The organism is Tenacibaculum jejuense (assembly GCF_900198195.1).
GTDB lineage: Bacteria > Bacteroidota > Bacteroidia > Flavobacteriales > Flavobacteriaceae > Polaribacter > Polaribacter jejuensis.
The window spans coordinates 4068332-4084003 of record NZ_LT899436.1; the positions used below are offsets into that span (position 1 = coordinate 4068332).

General features: G+C 30.6%; 18 protein-coding genes. 8 read left to right on the forward strand and 10 right to left on the reverse strand.

What is annotated here, in order from left to right; translation table 11 throughout:
• Nucleotides 1-133: 133 nt before the first annotated feature.
• Both AQ1685_RS17805 and AQ1685_RS17810 read left to right on the forward strand, forming a co-directional pair.
• Nucleotides 134-652, forward strand: coding sequence for an AidA/PixA family protein (locus AQ1685_RS17805; protein ID WP_095074369.1), 519 nt, complete (start codon nt 134-136; stop codon nt 650-652).
• Between the two features lie 14 nt (nt 653-666).
• Nucleotides 667-1074: a hypothetical protein gene (locus tag AQ1685_RS17810; protein WP_095074371.1), complete on the forward strand. Its 408-nt coding sequence runs from the start codon at nt 667-669 to the stop codon at nt 1072-1074.
• An 81-nt stretch (nt 1075-1155) separates the two neighbouring features.
• Here the strand turns inward: AQ1685_RS17810 and ade are convergent, their stop codons facing one another.
• From ade to AQ1685_RS17825, 3 genes are all read right to left on the reverse strand, one after another.
• The gene (ade, locus tag AQ1685_RS17815) at nt 1156-2778 is read right to left on the reverse strand and encodes an adenine deaminase (protein WP_095074373.1); all 1623 of its coding nucleotides are present in this window, start codon (nt 2776-2778) and stop codon (nt 1156-1158) included.
• 145 nt (nt 2779-2923) lie between these two features.
• Complete coding sequence (pckA, locus tag AQ1685_RS17820) at nt 2924-4534, reverse strand: phosphoenolpyruvate carboxykinase (ATP) (RefSeq protein ID WP_095074375.1); 1611 nt, start codon at nt 4532-4534, stop codon at nt 2924-2926.
• Nucleotides 4535-4622: 88 nt separating this feature from the next.
• Nucleotides 4623-5003, reverse strand: coding sequence for a DUF423 domain-containing protein (locus AQ1685_RS17825; protein ID WP_095074377.1), 381 nt, complete (start codon nt 5001-5003; stop codon nt 4623-4625).
• Nucleotides 5004-5080: 77 nt separating this feature from the next.
• Between AQ1685_RS17825 and AQ1685_RS17830 the strand changes: the two genes are divergently transcribed.
• On the forward strand, nt 5081-6451 hold the full coding sequence (locus AQ1685_RS17830) for a saccharopine dehydrogenase family protein (RefSeq protein WP_095074379.1): 1371 nt from the start codon (nt 5081-5083) through the stop codon (nt 6449-6451).
• 89 nt (nt 6452-6540) lie between these two features.
• Here AQ1685_RS17830 and AQ1685_RS17835 read toward each other — a convergent pair whose 3' ends face one another.
• Entirely contained in the window at nt 6541-6933 is a 393-nt protein-coding gene (locus AQ1685_RS17835) for a hypothetical protein (protein ID WP_157730273.1), read from the reverse strand.
• A gap of 127 nt (nt 6934-7060) precedes the next feature.
• Here AQ1685_RS17835 and AQ1685_RS17840 point away from each other — a divergent pair, with 127 nt between their 5' ends.
• Entirely contained in the window at nt 7061-8140 is a 1080-nt protein-coding gene (locus AQ1685_RS17840; RefSeq protein ID WP_157730274.1) for a C1 family peptidase, read from the forward strand.
• A 29-nt stretch (nt 8141-8169) separates the two neighbouring features.
• On the opposite strand, the gene AQ1685_RS17845 is transcribed toward AQ1685_RS17840, so the two are convergent.
• Complete coding sequence (locus tag AQ1685_RS17845; protein ID WP_095074385.1) at nt 8170-8520, reverse strand: winged helix-turn-helix transcriptional regulator; 351 nt, start codon at nt 8518-8520, stop codon at nt 8170-8172.
• A 95-nt stretch (nt 8521-8615) separates the two neighbouring features.
• On the opposite strand from AQ1685_RS17845, the gene AQ1685_RS17850 reads away from it, so the two are divergent.
• Both AQ1685_RS17850 and AQ1685_RS17855 read left to right on the forward strand, forming a co-directional pair.
• Nucleotides 8616-9290, forward strand: a complete 675-nt coding sequence (locus AQ1685_RS17850; protein WP_095074387.1) for an NAD(P)H-dependent oxidoreductase — start codon at nt 8616-8618, stop codon at nt 9288-9290.
• A gap of 112 nt (nt 9291-9402) precedes the next feature.
• The gene (locus tag AQ1685_RS17855) at nt 9403-10209 is read left to right on the forward strand and encodes an SDR family NAD(P)-dependent oxidoreductase (protein WP_095074389.1); all 807 of its coding nucleotides are present in this window, start codon (nt 9403-9405) and stop codon (nt 10207-10209) included.
• Nucleotides 10210-10220: 11 nt separating this feature from the next.
• Here the strand turns inward: AQ1685_RS17855 and AQ1685_RS17860 are convergent, their stop codons facing one another.
• From AQ1685_RS17860 to AQ1685_RS17875, 4 genes are all read right to left on the reverse strand, one after another.
• On the reverse strand, nt 10221-10943 hold the full coding sequence (locus AQ1685_RS17860) for a tRNA1(Val) (adenine(37)-N6)-methyltransferase (RefSeq protein WP_095074391.1): 723 nt from the start codon (nt 10941-10943) through the stop codon (nt 10221-10223).
• A gap of 132 nt (nt 10944-11075) precedes the next feature.
• On the reverse strand, nt 11076-11873 hold the full coding sequence (locus tag AQ1685_RS17865; protein ID WP_095074393.1) for a hypothetical protein: 798 nt from the start codon (nt 11871-11873) through the stop codon (nt 11076-11078).
• A gap of 32 nt (nt 11874-11905) precedes the next feature.
• Nucleotides 11906-12559: a tRNA (5-methylaminomethyl-2-thiouridine)(34)-methyltransferase MnmD gene (gene mnmD, locus AQ1685_RS17870; RefSeq protein WP_095074395.1), complete on the reverse strand. Its 654-nt coding sequence runs from the start codon at nt 12557-12559 to the stop codon at nt 11906-11908.
• Nucleotides 12560-12561: 2 nt separating this feature from the next.
• Nucleotides 12562-13080 (reverse strand): DUF4920 domain-containing protein, encoded by a 519-nt coding sequence (locus tag AQ1685_RS17875; RefSeq protein ID WP_095074396.1) that lies wholly within the window; start codon nt 13078-13080, stop codon nt 12562-12564.
• Between the two features lie 118 nt (nt 13081-13198).
• Here AQ1685_RS17875 and AQ1685_RS17880 point away from each other — a divergent pair, with 118 nt between their 5' ends.
• Nucleotides 13199-14263 carry a branched-chain amino acid aminotransferase gene (locus AQ1685_RS17880; protein WP_095074398.1) on the forward strand — a complete coding sequence of 355 codons (1065 nt, stop codon included), beginning with the start codon at nt 13199-13201 and terminating at the stop codon, nt 14261-14263.
• Between the two features lie 79 nt (nt 14264-14342).
• Nucleotides 14343-15260: a TlpA family protein disulfide reductase gene (locus tag AQ1685_RS17885; protein ID WP_095074400.1), complete on the forward strand. Its 918-nt coding sequence runs from the start codon at nt 14343-14345 to the stop codon at nt 15258-15260.
• Between the two features lie 15 nt (nt 15261-15275).
• On the opposite strand, the gene AQ1685_RS17890 is transcribed toward AQ1685_RS17885, so the two are convergent.
• On the reverse strand, nt 15276-15662 hold the full coding sequence (locus tag AQ1685_RS17890; protein WP_095074402.1) for a pyrophosphohydrolase domain-containing protein: 387 nt from the start codon (nt 15660-15662) through the stop codon (nt 15276-15278).
• Between the last annotated feature and the right edge of the window lie 10 nt (nt 15663-15672).

Below are 15672 nucleotides of genomic sequence, written 5' to 3' on the forward strand. Positions count from 1 at the left end.
ATCAAGTTCTGATACATTAATTTAAAGTTACCTCCAATAAAAAGACAACCAAACTTATAGTGAAGCAGACCTCACTTAAAAAAACGTGGCGGATTCCGAAAAGCCCAAGAGTAGGAGTATAAAAACAAAAAACATGTCTAATACTATAGATATTTTAACAGTAGTTGATACTGTTTCTTTAAGAGAAGCAATAACAAGTGGAAAATTAACAGCAGGTACAAAATCTAACCCAACATCTTTGGGTTCATATTCGGCTTCTGATGCGTATATTTATATGATAACTGCAAATGATTATGTTGTTAATGACCAAGCAAAATCTGAATTAACAATTCAAGCCAATATTGGTGACACAGTACGCTGGATGATCACTTGTCCAGGAGGTGGTACTTCTAGTAATGTTGTTTTAATGAACTGGACAGCAGGTTCTGGAGGAGACATTATCAGTCCAATTTCTTTAGATTTAGATATTGACTTATACGTTGGTAGTGCTACAGTAGCTCCATCTGGAGTTGAATTTCAAAATTATTGCTACGCAGGAATGCTTACTAAAAAAGGAGATGTGCAATATTATGTTGCTTTCCAACTTTTAGATGAACACGGTAATAATTTAGGTTTCTTTCAATGGGATCCTTTTATCAAAGTCTCTAATTAAAATAATTAGAAATTATGGATAACATTATTAATGTAAGTAAGTGCGACAACCAATTAATTATCATAGCTGTAAATAACAGTAACGAAAATGAAACCGTAGAAATTTGTAACATTAAAAGTGGCAACTTTAATAAGGTTAATGTTAATATAAAAATTGAAGATAGTGGAAGTAATAACATACCAGAACCTATAAAATTGAATGGACTTGAACAAGATTTATCAGGTACATACACTATAAAAGTTCCTTCAGGAGATTATTCTTTAATATATTCAGGAATAAACTGGGGAGGTCCTTATAATTTTCAATTTACATTTAATGATAAATTATATGAATTATTGGACGGTTCTGGAGGTAATTTAGTTGGTTCTATATGGAATTTAGGAAACTTGGATATTAAATTTAATATAAATTCATCTACTTAATTTTAATTAAATTGTTATAACAAAACAGCACATTGATTCATGTAAAGTCGATGTGCTGTTTTAAAAAAGTAATAGTGCTTTTTATTTAACTTCTAATGAAGTAAACTTAAATGTATTTCCATCAAATAAACCTTTGTCTGATAATTTTAAAGCAGGAATTACCAATAATGCCATAAAAGACAAAGTCATATAAGGCGCTCTTAGTTTACTTCCTAAATCTTTAGCCATTTGATCTAATTCAGCATAAGATTTCCCGATTTCTTCAGCAGATAAATCACTCATAATTCCTGCCACAGGAAGCGATACTATTTTTTCTTCAGTATTTGAAACCGCACAAACTCCTCCTCTATTTTCAATGATTAAATTCACAGCTTTGCAGATCGCTTCGTCTGACACTCCTACAGCAATAATATTGTGAGAATCGTGTCCTACTGAACTTGCAATCGCACCTTCTTTTAATCCGAAGTTTTTGATAAATGCAATAGCTGGTTCTGAGTTTTGATAACGATTTACAACCGTCATTTTCAAAACATCATTTTCTACATCTGAAACTAGATTTCCATTCTTGATTAAAGAATTCGCTTCAATTTCATTTGTTACCAATTCTCCATCTAAGGCTTCAATAACTCTTATTTTTTCTGAAGCAGAATTAAGTTCGAAATCTGCAACTTGTTTTTTATCAGTGTCGAAGTTATTTAAGATTTCGAATTCAACAGATGTAATATTTGATTTTCCGTTTGCAGCAATTAATTCTCCATCAAGATAAGTTTGCAGCACTTTAAATTTCTCTAAATCCTCAACTACAATAAAATCAGCTTCATCTCCTTCTTTTAATAAACCTACATCTAAATTATAATGCGATACCGGATTTATACAAGCAGCTTGTAAAACTTTAAACACATCAATTCCTTTCGCTACTGCTCTTTCACACAATTGATTGATATGACCTAATAATAAATCATCTGGGTGTTTATCATCTGAACAAAACATCATGTTTTCATAATGCTCTGGTAAAAGATCAATTAAAGCTTCAAAGTTTTTAGCCGCACTACCTTCACGAACAATTACTTTCATTCCTTTTTGCAGTTTTTCTAAAGCTTCATCATAAGTAAAACATTCGTGATCTGTATAAATTCCTGCTGAGATGTATTTCGTTAAATCTTCACCTCTTAATCCTGGTGCATGACCATCAACAGGTTTGTTATAATGCTTCGCCCATTCTATTTTTTTCATGACTTCAGCATCTTCATAAATTACTCCTGGGTAATTCATCATTTCAGCTAAATATTTAATGTCAGGATTTTCTAAAAGTTTTTTAATATCATCAGAATCTATAACTGCTCCTGCACTTTCAAAAGAAGTCGCTGGCACACAAGATGGTGCTCCGAAATTAAATTTCAAAGGAACTTTTTTTCCGTTTTCAATCATAAAATCAACTCCTGCAACACCCAAAACATTGGCAATTTCATGCGGATCAGAAACTGTTGCTACTGTTCCATGAGTTACTGCAATTTTTGCAAATTCTGAAGGCACTAACATTGAACTTTCAATATGAATATGTGCATCTACAAAACCAGGTAAAATATAATTCTCTACGTTATGATTACTTTCTGTTATCGATTTTATCTTTCCTTCTTCAACTACAATTTCTCCTTTAAAAATCTTTTTATTTAAAATATCTACAATATTCCCTTGAATAACCATTTGATTGAATTTTAATATAAAAGTAAGTAATAATTATACGTTAATCATTACAATAGTAAATGAGTTTTTTGCTACATAAAATTGTAAAAAACAAAAGCGATTGTATGACTACAACCGCTTTTATATTTAACAACTACTAAATATGTTAGTAACCATAACGTTGAGGTCCTCCACGTCTGATTTCTTCATTAGCATATTCTTCGAACTTTTTAAAGTTTTCTCTGAACGCATTTGATAATTTAAATGCAGTATCATAGTATAATTTATCATTATTCCAAGTTGCTCTCGGACTTAAAATCTTATCTGGTACACCAGGACAAGTTCTAGGTTGAGCTACTCCAAATACTGAATGGATATGATAATCTTCGTAAGTATAGTTTCCTAAATCACCGTTTAATACAGCGCTAATCATAGCTCTAGTATATTTTAAAGCGATTCTTGAACCAACTCCGTATTGACCTCCAGACCATCCTGTGTTTACTAACCAAACATTTACGTTTGCTTCAGTCATTTTTTTACTTAACATTTCAGCGTAACGTGTTGGGTGTAATGGCATAAAAGGCGCTCCGAAGCATGCAGAGAAACTTGGCACAGGTTCTGTAACACCTGCTTCTGTTCCTGCAACTTTAGCTGTATAACCAGAAATAAAGTGGTAAGCAGCTTGAGCTGGAGTTAATTTAGATATTGGAGGTAACACTCCAAATGCATCTGCAGTTAAGAAAAAGATATTCTTTGGATTCTTTCCTGTAGATGGTACTCTAATATTTTCAATATGGTGAATTGGATAACTTACACGTGTATTTTGTGTAATAGAAGTATCTGCAAAATCTACTTCACCTTTATCATTCATGATAATATTTTCAAGAATTGCTCCTTTCTTAATAGCTCCGTAAATTTCTGGTTCTTTTTCTTGAGAAAGATCAATTACTTTAGCGTAACAACCTCCTTCAAAATTAAACACTGTGTTTTCAGCAGTCCATCCATGCTCATCATCTCCAATTAAACTTCTGTTTGGATCTGTAGATAAAGTCGTTTTACCTGTTCCAGATAATCCAAAGAAAATTGCAGTATCGCCATCCTTACCAACATTTGCAGAACAGTGCATTGGTAATGTGTTCTTGTATACTGGTAAAATAAAGTTCAATGCAGAGAAAATTCCTTTCTTAATTTCTCCTGTATAACCAGTTCCACCAATTAAAGCTACTTTTCTAGAAAAGTTTAAGATTGCAAAGTTATGTTGACGAGTACCATCAATAGCAGCGTCAGCCATAAAACCTGGTGCATTAATTACAGTCCACTCTGGAGAAAAATCTTTTAATTCTTCTTCTGTCGGACGTAAAAACATATTGTAAGCAAACATGTTACTCCAAGGATATTCGTTTACTACTCTAATGTTTAATTTATAGTTTTCGTCTGCACAAGCATAACTATCTCTTACAAAGATTTCTTTATCTGAAAGATATGCAGTTACCTTGTCGTATAATTGGTCGAATTTACCTGACTCAAAAGGAATATTGATATCTCCCCACCAAATTTCATCTTTTGTGATATCATCTTTTACTATAAATCTGTCCATCGGAGATCTACCTGTAAATTCTCCTGTATTGACAGCAATAGCTCCAAACACAGTTTCTTTTCCTTGTCCTTTCTCTATAGTTAAATTATGTAACTCGTCAGAAGTTAATTGATAACGAACCGTGTCGCTCTTGATTCCAAGGTGCTCTAACGAAATCGTTTTCGTATCAAGATTATTCATCTCTATAATTTTAAGTTGTGTTTAATATGTGACAAAAATAAACCTTTTTGTTTAAACAGATTACTGTATTTATTTTTTTATTGATTTTTTACTTTTTAGCCGATTTTCTGAAGAAAGTTACTCCCAAATAAAACCATCCTAAAATCAATAATAATCCACCTAAAGGAGTTATAAACCAAATACTTTTAGCTGGAACTTTAGCCAAGTACATTGCGTAAATTGAACCTGAAAAAAATAAGATTCCTATCCAAAAAAGATACGACATTATTCTTTTTTCCTTTAGGGAAAAAGCCTGATTTAAGTTAATTATTAATAAAATAATCACGTGATATAACTGATATCGTACTGCAGTTTCAAAGCTATTTAACTCTGCTGCACTTAATGTTTCCTTTAATGCATGTGCGCCAAAGGCTCCCAATATGACAGCAAGTGCTCCTATAAATGCTGTTAATGTTAAATTTTTATACATATTTAGTATATTTGTTAAATTTCAAACTTTAAACAACTAAAACCTTAGTCTTTTTTACAAAAGTACTGCATTATTTTATGAGAAAAATATTAATTATCGGAGCCGGAAGATCTAGCTCTTCTTTAATAAAATACTTATTAGATAAATCTAATTCGGAGAATTTACAAATAACCATTGGAGATATTTCTATTGAAAATGCTCAGCAAAAGATTAATAATCATCCTAATGGAAAGGCGATCATTTTAGATGTCTTTAACAAAGAACAACGTGTAGCAGCTATAAAGAATTCAGATATTGTTATTTCTATGCTTCCTGCCCACTTACATATAGAAGTTGCTAAAAACTGTTTAGAGTTTAAAAAACATATGGTAACTGCTTCATATATCTCCAAAGAGATGAAAGCTTTAGACGAACAAGCCAAAGCTAATGGTTTAATTTTTATGAATGAAATTGGTTTGGATCCTGGTATAGATCATATGAGTGCAATGCAAGTGATTCATAAAATCAGAGAAAGTGGAGCTAAAATGTTACTTTTTGAATCTTTCTGTGGTGGTTTAGTAGCTCCAGAGAGTGATGATAACTTATGGAATTACAAGTTTACTTGGAATCCTAGAAATGTGGTTTTAGCTGGACAAGGTGGTGCTTCAATGTTTATACAAGAAGGCACTTATAAATACATTCCTTATCACAAATTGTTTAGAAGAACAGAATTCTTAACTATTAACGGAAGTGGTAAGTTTGAGGCTTATGCTAATAGAGATTCTCTAAAATATAGAAGTATTTATGGTTTGGATGATATTCCAACCATGTACAGAGGAACAATAAGAAAAGTTGGTTTTTCGAGAGCTTGGAATAGTTTTGTTCAATTAGGAATGACAGATGACACATATACTATAGAGAATTCTGAACATATGAGTTATCGTGATTTCACCAACTTATTCTTAGCTTATTCACCTTCAGATTCTGTTGAATTAAAGTTTCGATCGTATTTAAAGATTGATCAAGATGATGTGATGTGGGATAAATTTGTTGAATTAGATCTTTTTAATCCGAACAAGAAAGTAGGTTTAGTAAATGCCAGTCCAGCTCAAATTCTTCAGAAAATATTAATGGATTCATGGACTTTACAATCTGAAGATAAAGATATGATTGTCATGCATCATAAATTTGGTTATGAAAATGAAAAAGGAAAACATCAGATAGAAAGTAGTATGATTATAAAAGGAGACGATCAAACTTATACTGCCATGGCAAAAACTGTTGGACTTCCTGTAGCTATTGCTACTTTACAAATATTAAACAAGAAAATTACAACCACAGGCGTTCAGTTACCGATAAACAAAGAAGTGTATGAGCCTATTTTAAAGGAACTCGAAGACTATGGCGTAATTTTCGTTGAAAAAGATGTACCCTATTTAGGATACAATCCAGAAAGTGTAAGGGGGTAATATACACTCTCCTTGGTTTAAAAAAGTTTCTCTTTTAAATGTTATTAGATTATTTAATTTCAATTAGATAGTCTAATAACTTTTTTTCTTTAGTTTAAATTACAATCTTGCTCGAAATTTATCTTTACTCCTTCTTTCTGTAATTCAAAAAACACATTTCTATCTTCAATAATTTCCCAAGCACCGTTATAATTTGCTAAAACACCAGATAGATTTGTCAACACAAACTTTCCATCTGTAAAAGCCCAACTACCTTCATCTACAGTTTCATTATTCGAGTTGTAAACGATTACGTTATTATTTGAAAAATCAATAGATAAAGTAAAATTTGCTCCTTGGCTAAAAGGCGCCCATAAACATTCAGATAGATTTGCATTTAAATTTGTTGGTGTAGTTACTACACTAGTATCACCTGTCTCTTGACAAGACATTAAAAACAAAGCAACAGATACAAAAAGAGTGTATATAATGTTGCGATTCATTTTTCTCATTGAGGTTAAGTTTAATTTTATATGTATTAAACATTTTATCAATAAAAACTCCTACCCTTTTCAAAAAAGAGTCACAAAATTAAATCTACATAGTCTTTACCAAAAGATTAAAAATCAAATGAAAAAACTTCTATTACTATCAGGTATTTTATTCGTGAATTTTTTATCATATTCACAACAGGGAAAGAAATTTAAAGTCATTTATAAAGTAAAATCCAGTCCACTTAAAGATCAACAATCATCAGGAACTTGTTGGAGTTTTGCAACTACTTCTTTTCTAGAGACAGAAGCTATCCGTAAGGGAAAGCCATCCATTTCTTTATCGCCAATGTTTTATGTGCATCCTGCCTATTTAGGGAAATCTAAAAAGTTTATTGAAACTAAAGGTAAAAGTTGGCTAGATGCTGGAGATTTAACTTTTAGTGTACTTAAAGGATATGAGACTTATGGAGCTGTTCCTGAATCCGTTTATAACGGAATCATTAAAGGAGATTGGCAACACGATCATGTTGAAATGGATAACTTAATAAAAACCATGATAAGTTCTGTTGCAACGAGTGGTTATGGAAGAATAAAACCGAATAGTTGGAAACAATCATTAGAAGGTGTTTTAAATGCTTACCTAGGAAAGGCTCCAGAAAAATTTAAATATAATGGGAAAGAATTTACTCCTAAATCATTTGCTGATTTCTATTTAGGAATTAATCCTAAAGATTATGTAGAAATTACAAGTTATAACCACCTAAAATACTATACAAATTCAACGTTAAAAATTCCTGCGAACTGGGGAGATAATAAATATTTGAATTTACCTATTCAAGACTTTGAATCTGTAATTGAAAATGCATTAAAAAAAGGTTATTCTTTAGCATGGGATGGTGATGCTTCTGAACCTAATTTTAATTTTGAGAAAGGAGTTGCTGAATTAACCAAAGAACAAGAATCCTTAAAAATTACTCAGGATTTAAGACAACAAACTTTTGAAGATAAATCGACAACTGATGATCATAACATGCATTTAATTGGAAAAGCTACTGATACTTCAGGAAAAATATACTACATATTAAAAAACTCAGAAGGTAATAACGAACAAGGCGGTTACATGTACATGTCGAAAAAAGCATTGTTACTAAAAACTATTTCTGTATTAGTTCACAAAGAAGCTATTCCAGAGAATATTCAATCGAAAATATATTAAATTTAAAGTCAAACTGTTTAAAATTAGTTTTAAGCAGTTTGCTCTTTGTCTGCATAATTTTCTACGACAAAATCTCCCCATTGCGCTATTGACTCTAAAATTGGAATTAATGTTTTTCCAAATTCCGTTAGCGAATATTCAACTTTTAATGGTGGTTTTGTAGAAAAAACTTCTCTCTTAATTACACCATCGTCTTGTAATTGCTGTAACTGTAAGCTTAATGTTCTTTCTGTTACTGTTCCCATTTTCTTTCGTAATTCACTATATCTTAACTTTCCTTCAATTAAATAAAATAAGATTACAGTTTTCCATTTCCCTCCTATTATTCCCATGGTAACACTTGTACAACATGGGTATTTCTTTCCTTTTATTGAATACATATATAAAAAATTAAACTATACTTTTTGACCGTTATTGTTTGAATGCAAAACTATAAATATTTTTGTAACTATAATTTTTATAGTAAAAAATAATTATGAGTATCAATAACATATCTAAAGAAGACATTATAAACGCTTTTAAATACAGACACGCAACCAAAGAGTTTGATCCTGAGAAAGAACTAACAGAAGAAGAAATCAATTTCATTCTTCAAACAGCTAACTTGTCTCCAAGTTCTTTTGGTTTCGAACCTTGGCATTTTATTGTAGTACAAGACCAAGAATTAAGAGAACTGCTTAAACCTGTTGCTTGGGGAGCTCCATTAAAACTTGATACTGCTAGTCACTTTGTATTAGGACTTAGCATGAAAGCTCCTATGACAAAATGGGATAGTGATTACATTATGAGAATGATGAAAGATGTAAAACAATTCCCTGAGGATGTTGTTGAAATGTATTCTAAATTTTACAGAGAATTTCAAGAAAGAGATTTCAATTTAGATACCGATAAGAAGTTATTTGATTGGGCTTCTAAACAAACCTACATCGCTTTAGGAAATATGATGACTTCAGCTGCTTTAGTGGGAATAGATAGTTGTCCAATAGAAGGGTTTCATCAAGAAAAAGTAGAGAAACTTTTACAAGAAAAATTTGATGTAGATACCGAAAAATATGGTTTATCGTATATGGTTGCTTTTGGATATAGAAAACAAGAACCAGCACATCCAAAATCGAGAAGAGATTTTGATGAAATTGTAACCTGGAAATAAGATAACACCTGTAAGTCATCATTATCTTATTGAAGAAAAAGATGATTTTAGCTTAATTATAAAATCACAACAGATCTTAGTTTGTTAAGGTCTATTATCTAACTAAAGTACAATGAAAAAAAATATATTTATTACTGGAAGTACAGATGGTATTGGTAAACTTACTGCTGAAAAACTAGCTAATGAAGGACATATTATTTACATTCATGGTAGAAATTCTACTAAAGTTTTAAATACAGTTGAAGAATTAAAACAAACAACTAACAATAAGAATATTTTTGGCTATACTGCTGATTTTTCAGCTTTAAATGATGTTATAGATCTTAGTAAAAAATTACTAAAAGAAATAGACCACATTGATGTTTTAATTAATAATGCAGGTGTATTTAAAAGTCCTGTTCAAAAAAATGATACTGGTTTAGACGTTAGATTTGCAGTAAATTATTTTGCTCCGTATGTTTTTACACAACAATTAATTCCTCTTCTTAAAAAAAGTAGTTATCCTAGAGTTATTAATTTAAGTTCTGCAGCTCAGTCGTCTGTAGATTTAAATGCATTAGAAGGAAAAGTAGATTTAACAGCTCAACAAGTATACGCTCAAAGTAAATTAGCTTTAACAATGTGGAGTTTTGCTTTTGCGAAAGCGAATAAAGAAATTATTACAATTGCAGTAAACCCAGGTTCTTTATTAAATACGAAAATGGTAAAAGAAGCATATGGAAATCATTGGTCTTCTGCAAATAAAGGTGCATCTATTCTTTACGAATTAGCTACTTCAGAAGAATTTAAAAATAAATCTGGTTCTTATTTTGATAATGATAGTGGAAATTTTGCAAACGCACATCCAGATGCTTATGAAAGTGTAAAAATAGAATCGTTACTTTCTACAACAGAAAAGATACTAGATCAAATTATTTAAAAAAATGTGAACTACATTTTTAAATAAAAATCTTTAGTTAGATCAATATAGGCATCAGTATACTGGTGCCTTTCTTTTTCTATTACAAGTTCTTCTTCAACTAATTCTTTATCTTCAAACGAAAATGCTAATAAACTTCTTTTCAATTCAGAATTAACGTTACCTCTCACCCTACAAATTCTATTTACCAAAAGTTTGTGTTCTTTTGCCAAATCAACAAAACTCTTTTCTTCTTCAAATGGAATTATTACATTAAATTCTCCTGTTTCACTTAATAATACTGAAACCCCTTTGATTAATTCTTCAAAAGATAATGCCGTATTTGTAAACCTAGCCTTATTTCTTGATTCATCTTCAGAAAGAAACTCAGCATTATAAAAAGGAGGATTAGAAATGATTACATCATAAGTTTCTTCATCTTCTTGCATTTCATCTGCAAACTCCTGAAAAGATGCATGGTAACAAAACAAACGATCTCCCCAATCTGAGCGTTCAAAATTTTCTACAGATTGTTCGTAAGCAGCTTCATCAATCTCGATAGCATCTATAGTCATTGCATCTGTTCTTTGTGCTAACATCAGCGCGATTACTCCTGTACCAGAACCAACATCTAAAATTGAATCTGGATAAAAATTAATATCGCTCCACGCACCTAATAACACAGCATCTGTACCAATTTTCATCGCTGCTTTATCTTGATGAACTGTAAACTCTTTAAATTTGAATGGTTTCATTATAGAATTCGAGATAAGATTTTATCTGCATTAAAAAACAAGTATAATGCTAAAGCTAAAAGTACTACTAAAAACAACCCTCTTTTGGAATTTGTTCTTTTTCTATTACCAAATCGTTTTTGAAACTTCATTTTATCTTATTAAATCTTTAAAAAATAATCTCCAATCTTTTCTTCTGTAGGAAGCTGCAAGATACTTTATTGTTTTATATTCTTTAGTTGTAATTACTAACTTTTCTGCATAAACATCACTTTGATAATGTTCAAGGCTTAAATTTAGAATATTAGTTAAACTGTATTTTTTCTTATACCAGAAATACATATGATTTTGAACGATCAAACAATTATTTTCAATTGAAAAGTAAAAAAAGAATACACCTGTAAAACAGAAACAAACAAGACAAATTACACCTATAAATTGCCCTTGAAAACTATTTGATTTAATTACCAACAAAAGACCATAGAATACGATCAAAGCAACTACAAGACTAAAATGATTGACAATAGATCCTAAAACTCTTCTATTACTTGGATTTTTAAAAATCTTACTTTTTCTATCTTTAGTCCTTATTTTTTTCTCTAAAATCTTTTTAATTTTCCAAAGATCTACATAAATATTTTCATCAAGAAAAAGTGATTCTTTAGTTACAAAATCAACTTTCATAACTCCATTTCCTTCAATAGAATTTAAGTGGATTTTTTGAATATCTTTTACCCAATACATTTCTTTTTTAGAGCGTTTGACTAAAATTAATCTGTTATGATCTGCATAGATATAATTGAAGTGTTTTCTGACCGCAAATATCAAAATCATGATAGCTGTAGCAAATAAAAACACTACTCCTAGAATATCATCTACATTGAAGTCTTTGAGTAAAAATACTCCGATACTAAAAAAGAAAAATGAAATCGCTACATAAAGAACTATCATCTTTATGTTGAACTTTGTCTTAGCCACAAAAATTATTTCTTTATTGCTCTTAACATTTCTCTTTTTCCTGGAGGACCAGGTAATCGTTCTACAGTAAAACCAACAGATTCCATAGCTCTTCTTACACTTCCTTTTGCAGAATAAGTTACTAAAACTCCTTCTTTTTTTGTTGCTTTATACATTTTTTCAAAGATAGTTTCAGACCATAATTCAGGCTGAACTCTTGCTCCAAAAGCATCAAAATAAACTAAATCAAAAGCATTTTCATCATCAATATCTTGAAAAAACTGTTCGCGTTTGGTTAGTGAGAAATCTGAATCGATTTCATTTTTTACTTCCCAAGCTAGCTCATGAATTAATTGAAACTTTTCTGTTTTTTCTTCTGCTTTCAGCTCTTTTACATAATTCAATTTACTCACCTCTTCTTTAGCTACAGGATAAGCTTCTACTCCAACATAATTGATCTTTGCTGTGTGTTCTAAATAAGTAATAAAGCAATTTAAACCTGTACCAAAGCCAATTTCTAAAATAGAAATTGGCTTTGCCTTGAATAATTCTAATCCATTCTTTACAAACACATGATACGCTTCTTGTATAGCACCATGCTTTGAATGGTATTGTTCATTCCAATCAGGTAAATGGATGGTTGTTGAACCATCCGAAGTAATAATAATTTCTCTCTTCAAGTTTACTTTAATAATACACCGTGGGCTAAGAATGCCATTTCTTGCTTAGGTTCTGTAATTTTTTCAATCTCTTCTTTAGATTTTCCAGCATCTTCTGCATAGTGACGTAATTCATCTACTGGTGTAATTTTTACAAATGCTTTTCCTTCAACAATCACATCTTTACCTTGACTATCTGAAGGCATAAAAAATCCATAATCTTTAAAACGTACCATAATCTCTTCTTCCTGAGATAATGGTAATTTCATCCAACATCCTTTTTTAGAACATACTTCATTGATCTTAGAAGCAAACTTGATAGTTACTGTATCTCCTACTTTTAAATCTTGATATTTTTTTAAAGCTTCTTCTGAAGTTGAAGCTCCTTCTGATGAAATTTTTTCACCAAATGAAGCATATTCACTTTTCTTCTTTTCAACAGTTACTTCTTTTTCAACTTCTTTAGAAGTTTCTTTTTTTTCTGTTTTACAAGATGTTAACAATAAAGTCGCGCTAAAAAAAGCAATAATTAAGTTTCTCATTTACAATAATTTGAACATAGTTTAATGCAAAGATACAATTTTGAGTATTTTTTCCTTTCCTGAATTAGAATTTAAGTGCGCTCTATTTTGTAATTTAGCGTACCTAAAAATTTATTTTATGAGCTCTTCTTCAAACATTAAAGTTACCCCAATACAAAATTCTAAAATTGATAGTGTAGATTTTAATAATTTATCTTTTGGTACTGTCTTTACAGACTATATGTTTGAATGCGAATATAAAGACGGAGAATGGCAAACTCCAGAAATAAAACCTTATGGTAATATTTCTGTTGCTCCATCTGCGAGAGTATTTCATTATGGGCAAGCTGTTTTTGAAGGTATGAAAGCCTACAAAGATGAAAATGATGATATCTTTTTATTTAGACCAGAGGAAAATTTCAAACGAATTAATAAGTCTTCTAGCCGTTTAGCTATTCCAGAATTCCCAAAAGAATATTTCATGGATGGCTTAGCTCAGTTATTAAACTTAGAAAAAGATTGGATTAAAAAAGGAAAAGGGAACTCTATGTATATTCGTCCTTTTGTAATTGCAACACAGCCAGCTATTTCTGCTTCTCCAGCTAATGAATATAAATTTATGATTATACTTTCTCCTGCTCAAGCGTATTATGCAGGTGAAGTTCGTGTTTTAATTGCTGAAGAATATAGTAGAGCTGCTGATGGTGGAGTTGGTTTTGCTAAAGCTGCTGGAAATTATGCGGCTCAGTTTTACCCAACAAAATTAGCTCACGAAAAAGGATTCCAGCAAATTATTTGGACAGACGCAAATACTCATGAATATTTAGAAGAAGCAGGAACTATGAATGTTTTCTTTAGAATTAATGATAAACTAGTTACCGCGCCTAACAATGACCGTATTTTAGACGGAATTACACGTAAATCTGTAATTCAGCTAGCTCAAGATAATAATATAGAAGTTGAAGTTCGAAGAGTTTCTGTAGCTGAAATTAAAGAAGCAGCTAACAACAACACTTTATTAGAAATTTTTGGAACTGGTACTGCAACGGTAATAAACCCGATTATTGGTTTTAGCCATAAAGGAGCATCTTACGATTTGCCTAAAATTGAAAATTCTTATGCTTCACTTTTTAAAGAAAAGCTAACTAACATTCAATACAACCTTGCTGACGATCCTCATAACTGGAGATTAAAAATCAGTTAATCACTGATTATTAAGTAACAATTTTTTAACATTTCCACCGCTTTTCATATATTTGTTATAAAGCATTAGGAATTTTATTATGAAAAATTTAATCATAACAATAGTTACAATTGCAGCAGGTTTTGGAATTACTTATTACGTTCTAGATAATGTTTTTGTTTCTCAAACAAACACTAACGTTGCTGTTGTTAATAGCACTCCTGATGTTAGCCCTGAAATTGAAAATACTTCTGAAAGCGAAGTAAATACTTCTGAAGAAAGTAATGAGATTGACAACGAGATGTTACCGCAAGGTATTGACAAACATTTGGCATCTGTAGACAGCTGGAATAACTATTATAATGAAAACATAGATTTATCTAGTAATTTCATTGCTTTAAACACTAAAGGTGAAGAAATTGACAAAGGAGATTTTCTTTCTAACTTATCGTCTGGAAGCTATGCGCCTATTAAGCTTTTAACAGGTGAAGAAATGTATCAATTATACAATTTGAATGATTCTCAAAACGAAATTGGAAAATCAATTAAAGATATATCTACTATTCTTTTTTCTTACTATAACAAGGAAGGAACAAAAATGCCTGAGTTTAATTTTACCGATTTAAACGGAACAAAATTTACTACTGAAAATACTCAGGAAAAGATTGTGATCATGAAGTGTTGGTATATAGACGATGAAGCAAGTATTAAAGAATTTAAAGAACTTAATAGTTTATATGACGAGTATGAAGCTTATGAAGATGTAATATTTTTAAGCTTAGCTTTTGACAACTCTAATAAGTTAAAAAAATTCTTAATTAAAAATGAATTTAGATATCCTGTAATTCCTAATCAAAAAGATTTTATTGAAAATCAAATGGAAGTTGATCATTTTCCTACGCACTTAATTATCGATGAAGAAGGTTACATTGAAAAAATGGTAAGTAGTGTTGAAGAGCTTAAAGAAACATTAAATAAAATGTCTGCACCAGACCTTAGTGAAGAAATGGATCAGTAAGCTCTATACTATTGTTTATTTGCCTAAAATAGCTTTAATATCTGGCTTAAAATAATTTGGTCCTTTCAGTACTTTGCCGTCTTCTCTGTAAATAGGTTTTCCATCTTCACCTAATTTACTCATATTGCTTCGTTGAATTTCATTAAAAACCTCCTCGATTTTATATTGCATTCCATGCTCTATTATTGTCCCACATAAAATATATAACATATCTCCTAAGGCATCTGCTGTTTCAACTAAATCATTATTTTGAACAGCTTCTAAATATTCTTCATTTTCTTCTTTCATTAAATTAAAACGAAGTAATTTTCTATCATCTCCTATATCGACTTTAGGACTTTCATTCATTCCTAAACCAAAAGCTGTATGAAACTCCTTTACTGCTTGAATTTTATCTTTCATCTAATTTGAT

Excerpts from the sequence above, each read along its gene's own strand:
- AQ1685_RS17875 (WP_095074396.1), bottom strand. The coding sequence starts at position 13,080 with ATGAGAAACTTAATTATTGCTTTTTTTAGCGCGACTTTATTGTTAACA.
- AQ1685_RS17830 (WP_095074379.1), top strand. The coding sequence starts at position 5,081 with ATGAGAAAAATATTAATTATCGGAGCCGGAAGATCTAGCTCTTCTTTA.
- AQ1685_RS17810 (WP_095074371.1), top strand. The coding sequence starts at position 667 with ATGGATAACATTATTAATGTAAGTAAGTGCGACAACCAATTAATTATC.
- AQ1685_RS17835 (WP_157730273.1), bottom strand. The coding sequence starts at position 6,933 with ATGAATCGCAACATTATATACACTCTTTTTGTATCTGTTGCTTTGTTT.
- AQ1685_RS17855 (WP_095074389.1), top strand. The coding sequence starts at position 9,403 with ATGAAAAAAAATATATTTATTACTGGAAGTACAGATGGTATTGGTAAA.
- AQ1685_RS17825 (WP_095074377.1), bottom strand. The coding sequence starts at position 5,003 with ATGTATAAAAATTTAACATTAACAGCATTTATAGGAGCACTTGCTGTC.
- AQ1685_RS17865 (WP_095074393.1), bottom strand. The coding sequence starts at position 11,873 with ATGATAGTTCTTTATGTAGCGATTTCATTTTTCTTTTTTAGTATCGGA.
- AQ1685_RS17885 (WP_095074400.1), top strand. The coding sequence starts at position 14,343 with ATGAAAAATTTAATCATAACAATAGTTACAATTGCAGCAGGTTTTGGA.
- AQ1685_RS17850 (WP_095074387.1), top strand. The coding sequence starts at position 8,616 with ATGAGTATCAATAACATATCTAAAGAAGACATTATAAACGCTTTTAAA.
- AQ1685_RS17890 (WP_095074402.1), bottom strand. The coding sequence starts at position 15,662 with ATGAAAGATAAAATTCAAGCAGTAAAGGAGTTTCATACAGCTTTTGGT.
- AQ1685_RS17880 (WP_095074398.1), top strand. The coding sequence starts at position 13,199 with ATGAGCTCTTCTTCAAACATTAAAGTTACCCCAATACAAAATTCTAAA.
- pckA (WP_095074375.1), bottom strand. The coding sequence starts at position 4,534 with ATGAATAATCTTGATACGAAAACGATTTCGTTAGAGCACCTTGGAATC.
- AQ1685_RS17860 (WP_095074391.1), bottom strand. The coding sequence starts at position 10,943 with ATGAAACCATTCAAATTTAAAGAGTTTACAGTTCATCAAGATAAAGCA.
- AQ1685_RS17845 (WP_095074385.1), bottom strand. The coding sequence starts at position 8,520 with ATGTATTCAATAAAAGGAAAGAAATACCCATGTTGTACAAGTGTTACC.
- AQ1685_RS17805 (WP_095074369.1), top strand. The coding sequence starts at position 134 with ATGTCTAATACTATAGATATTTTAACAGTAGTTGATACTGTTTCTTTA.
- ade (WP_095074373.1), bottom strand. The coding sequence starts at position 2,778 with ATGGTTATTCAAGGGAATATTGTAGATATTTTAAATAAAAAGATTTTT.
- AQ1685_RS17840 (WP_157730274.1), top strand. The coding sequence starts at position 7,061 with ATGAAAAAACTTCTATTACTATCAGGTATTTTATTCGTGAATTTTTTA.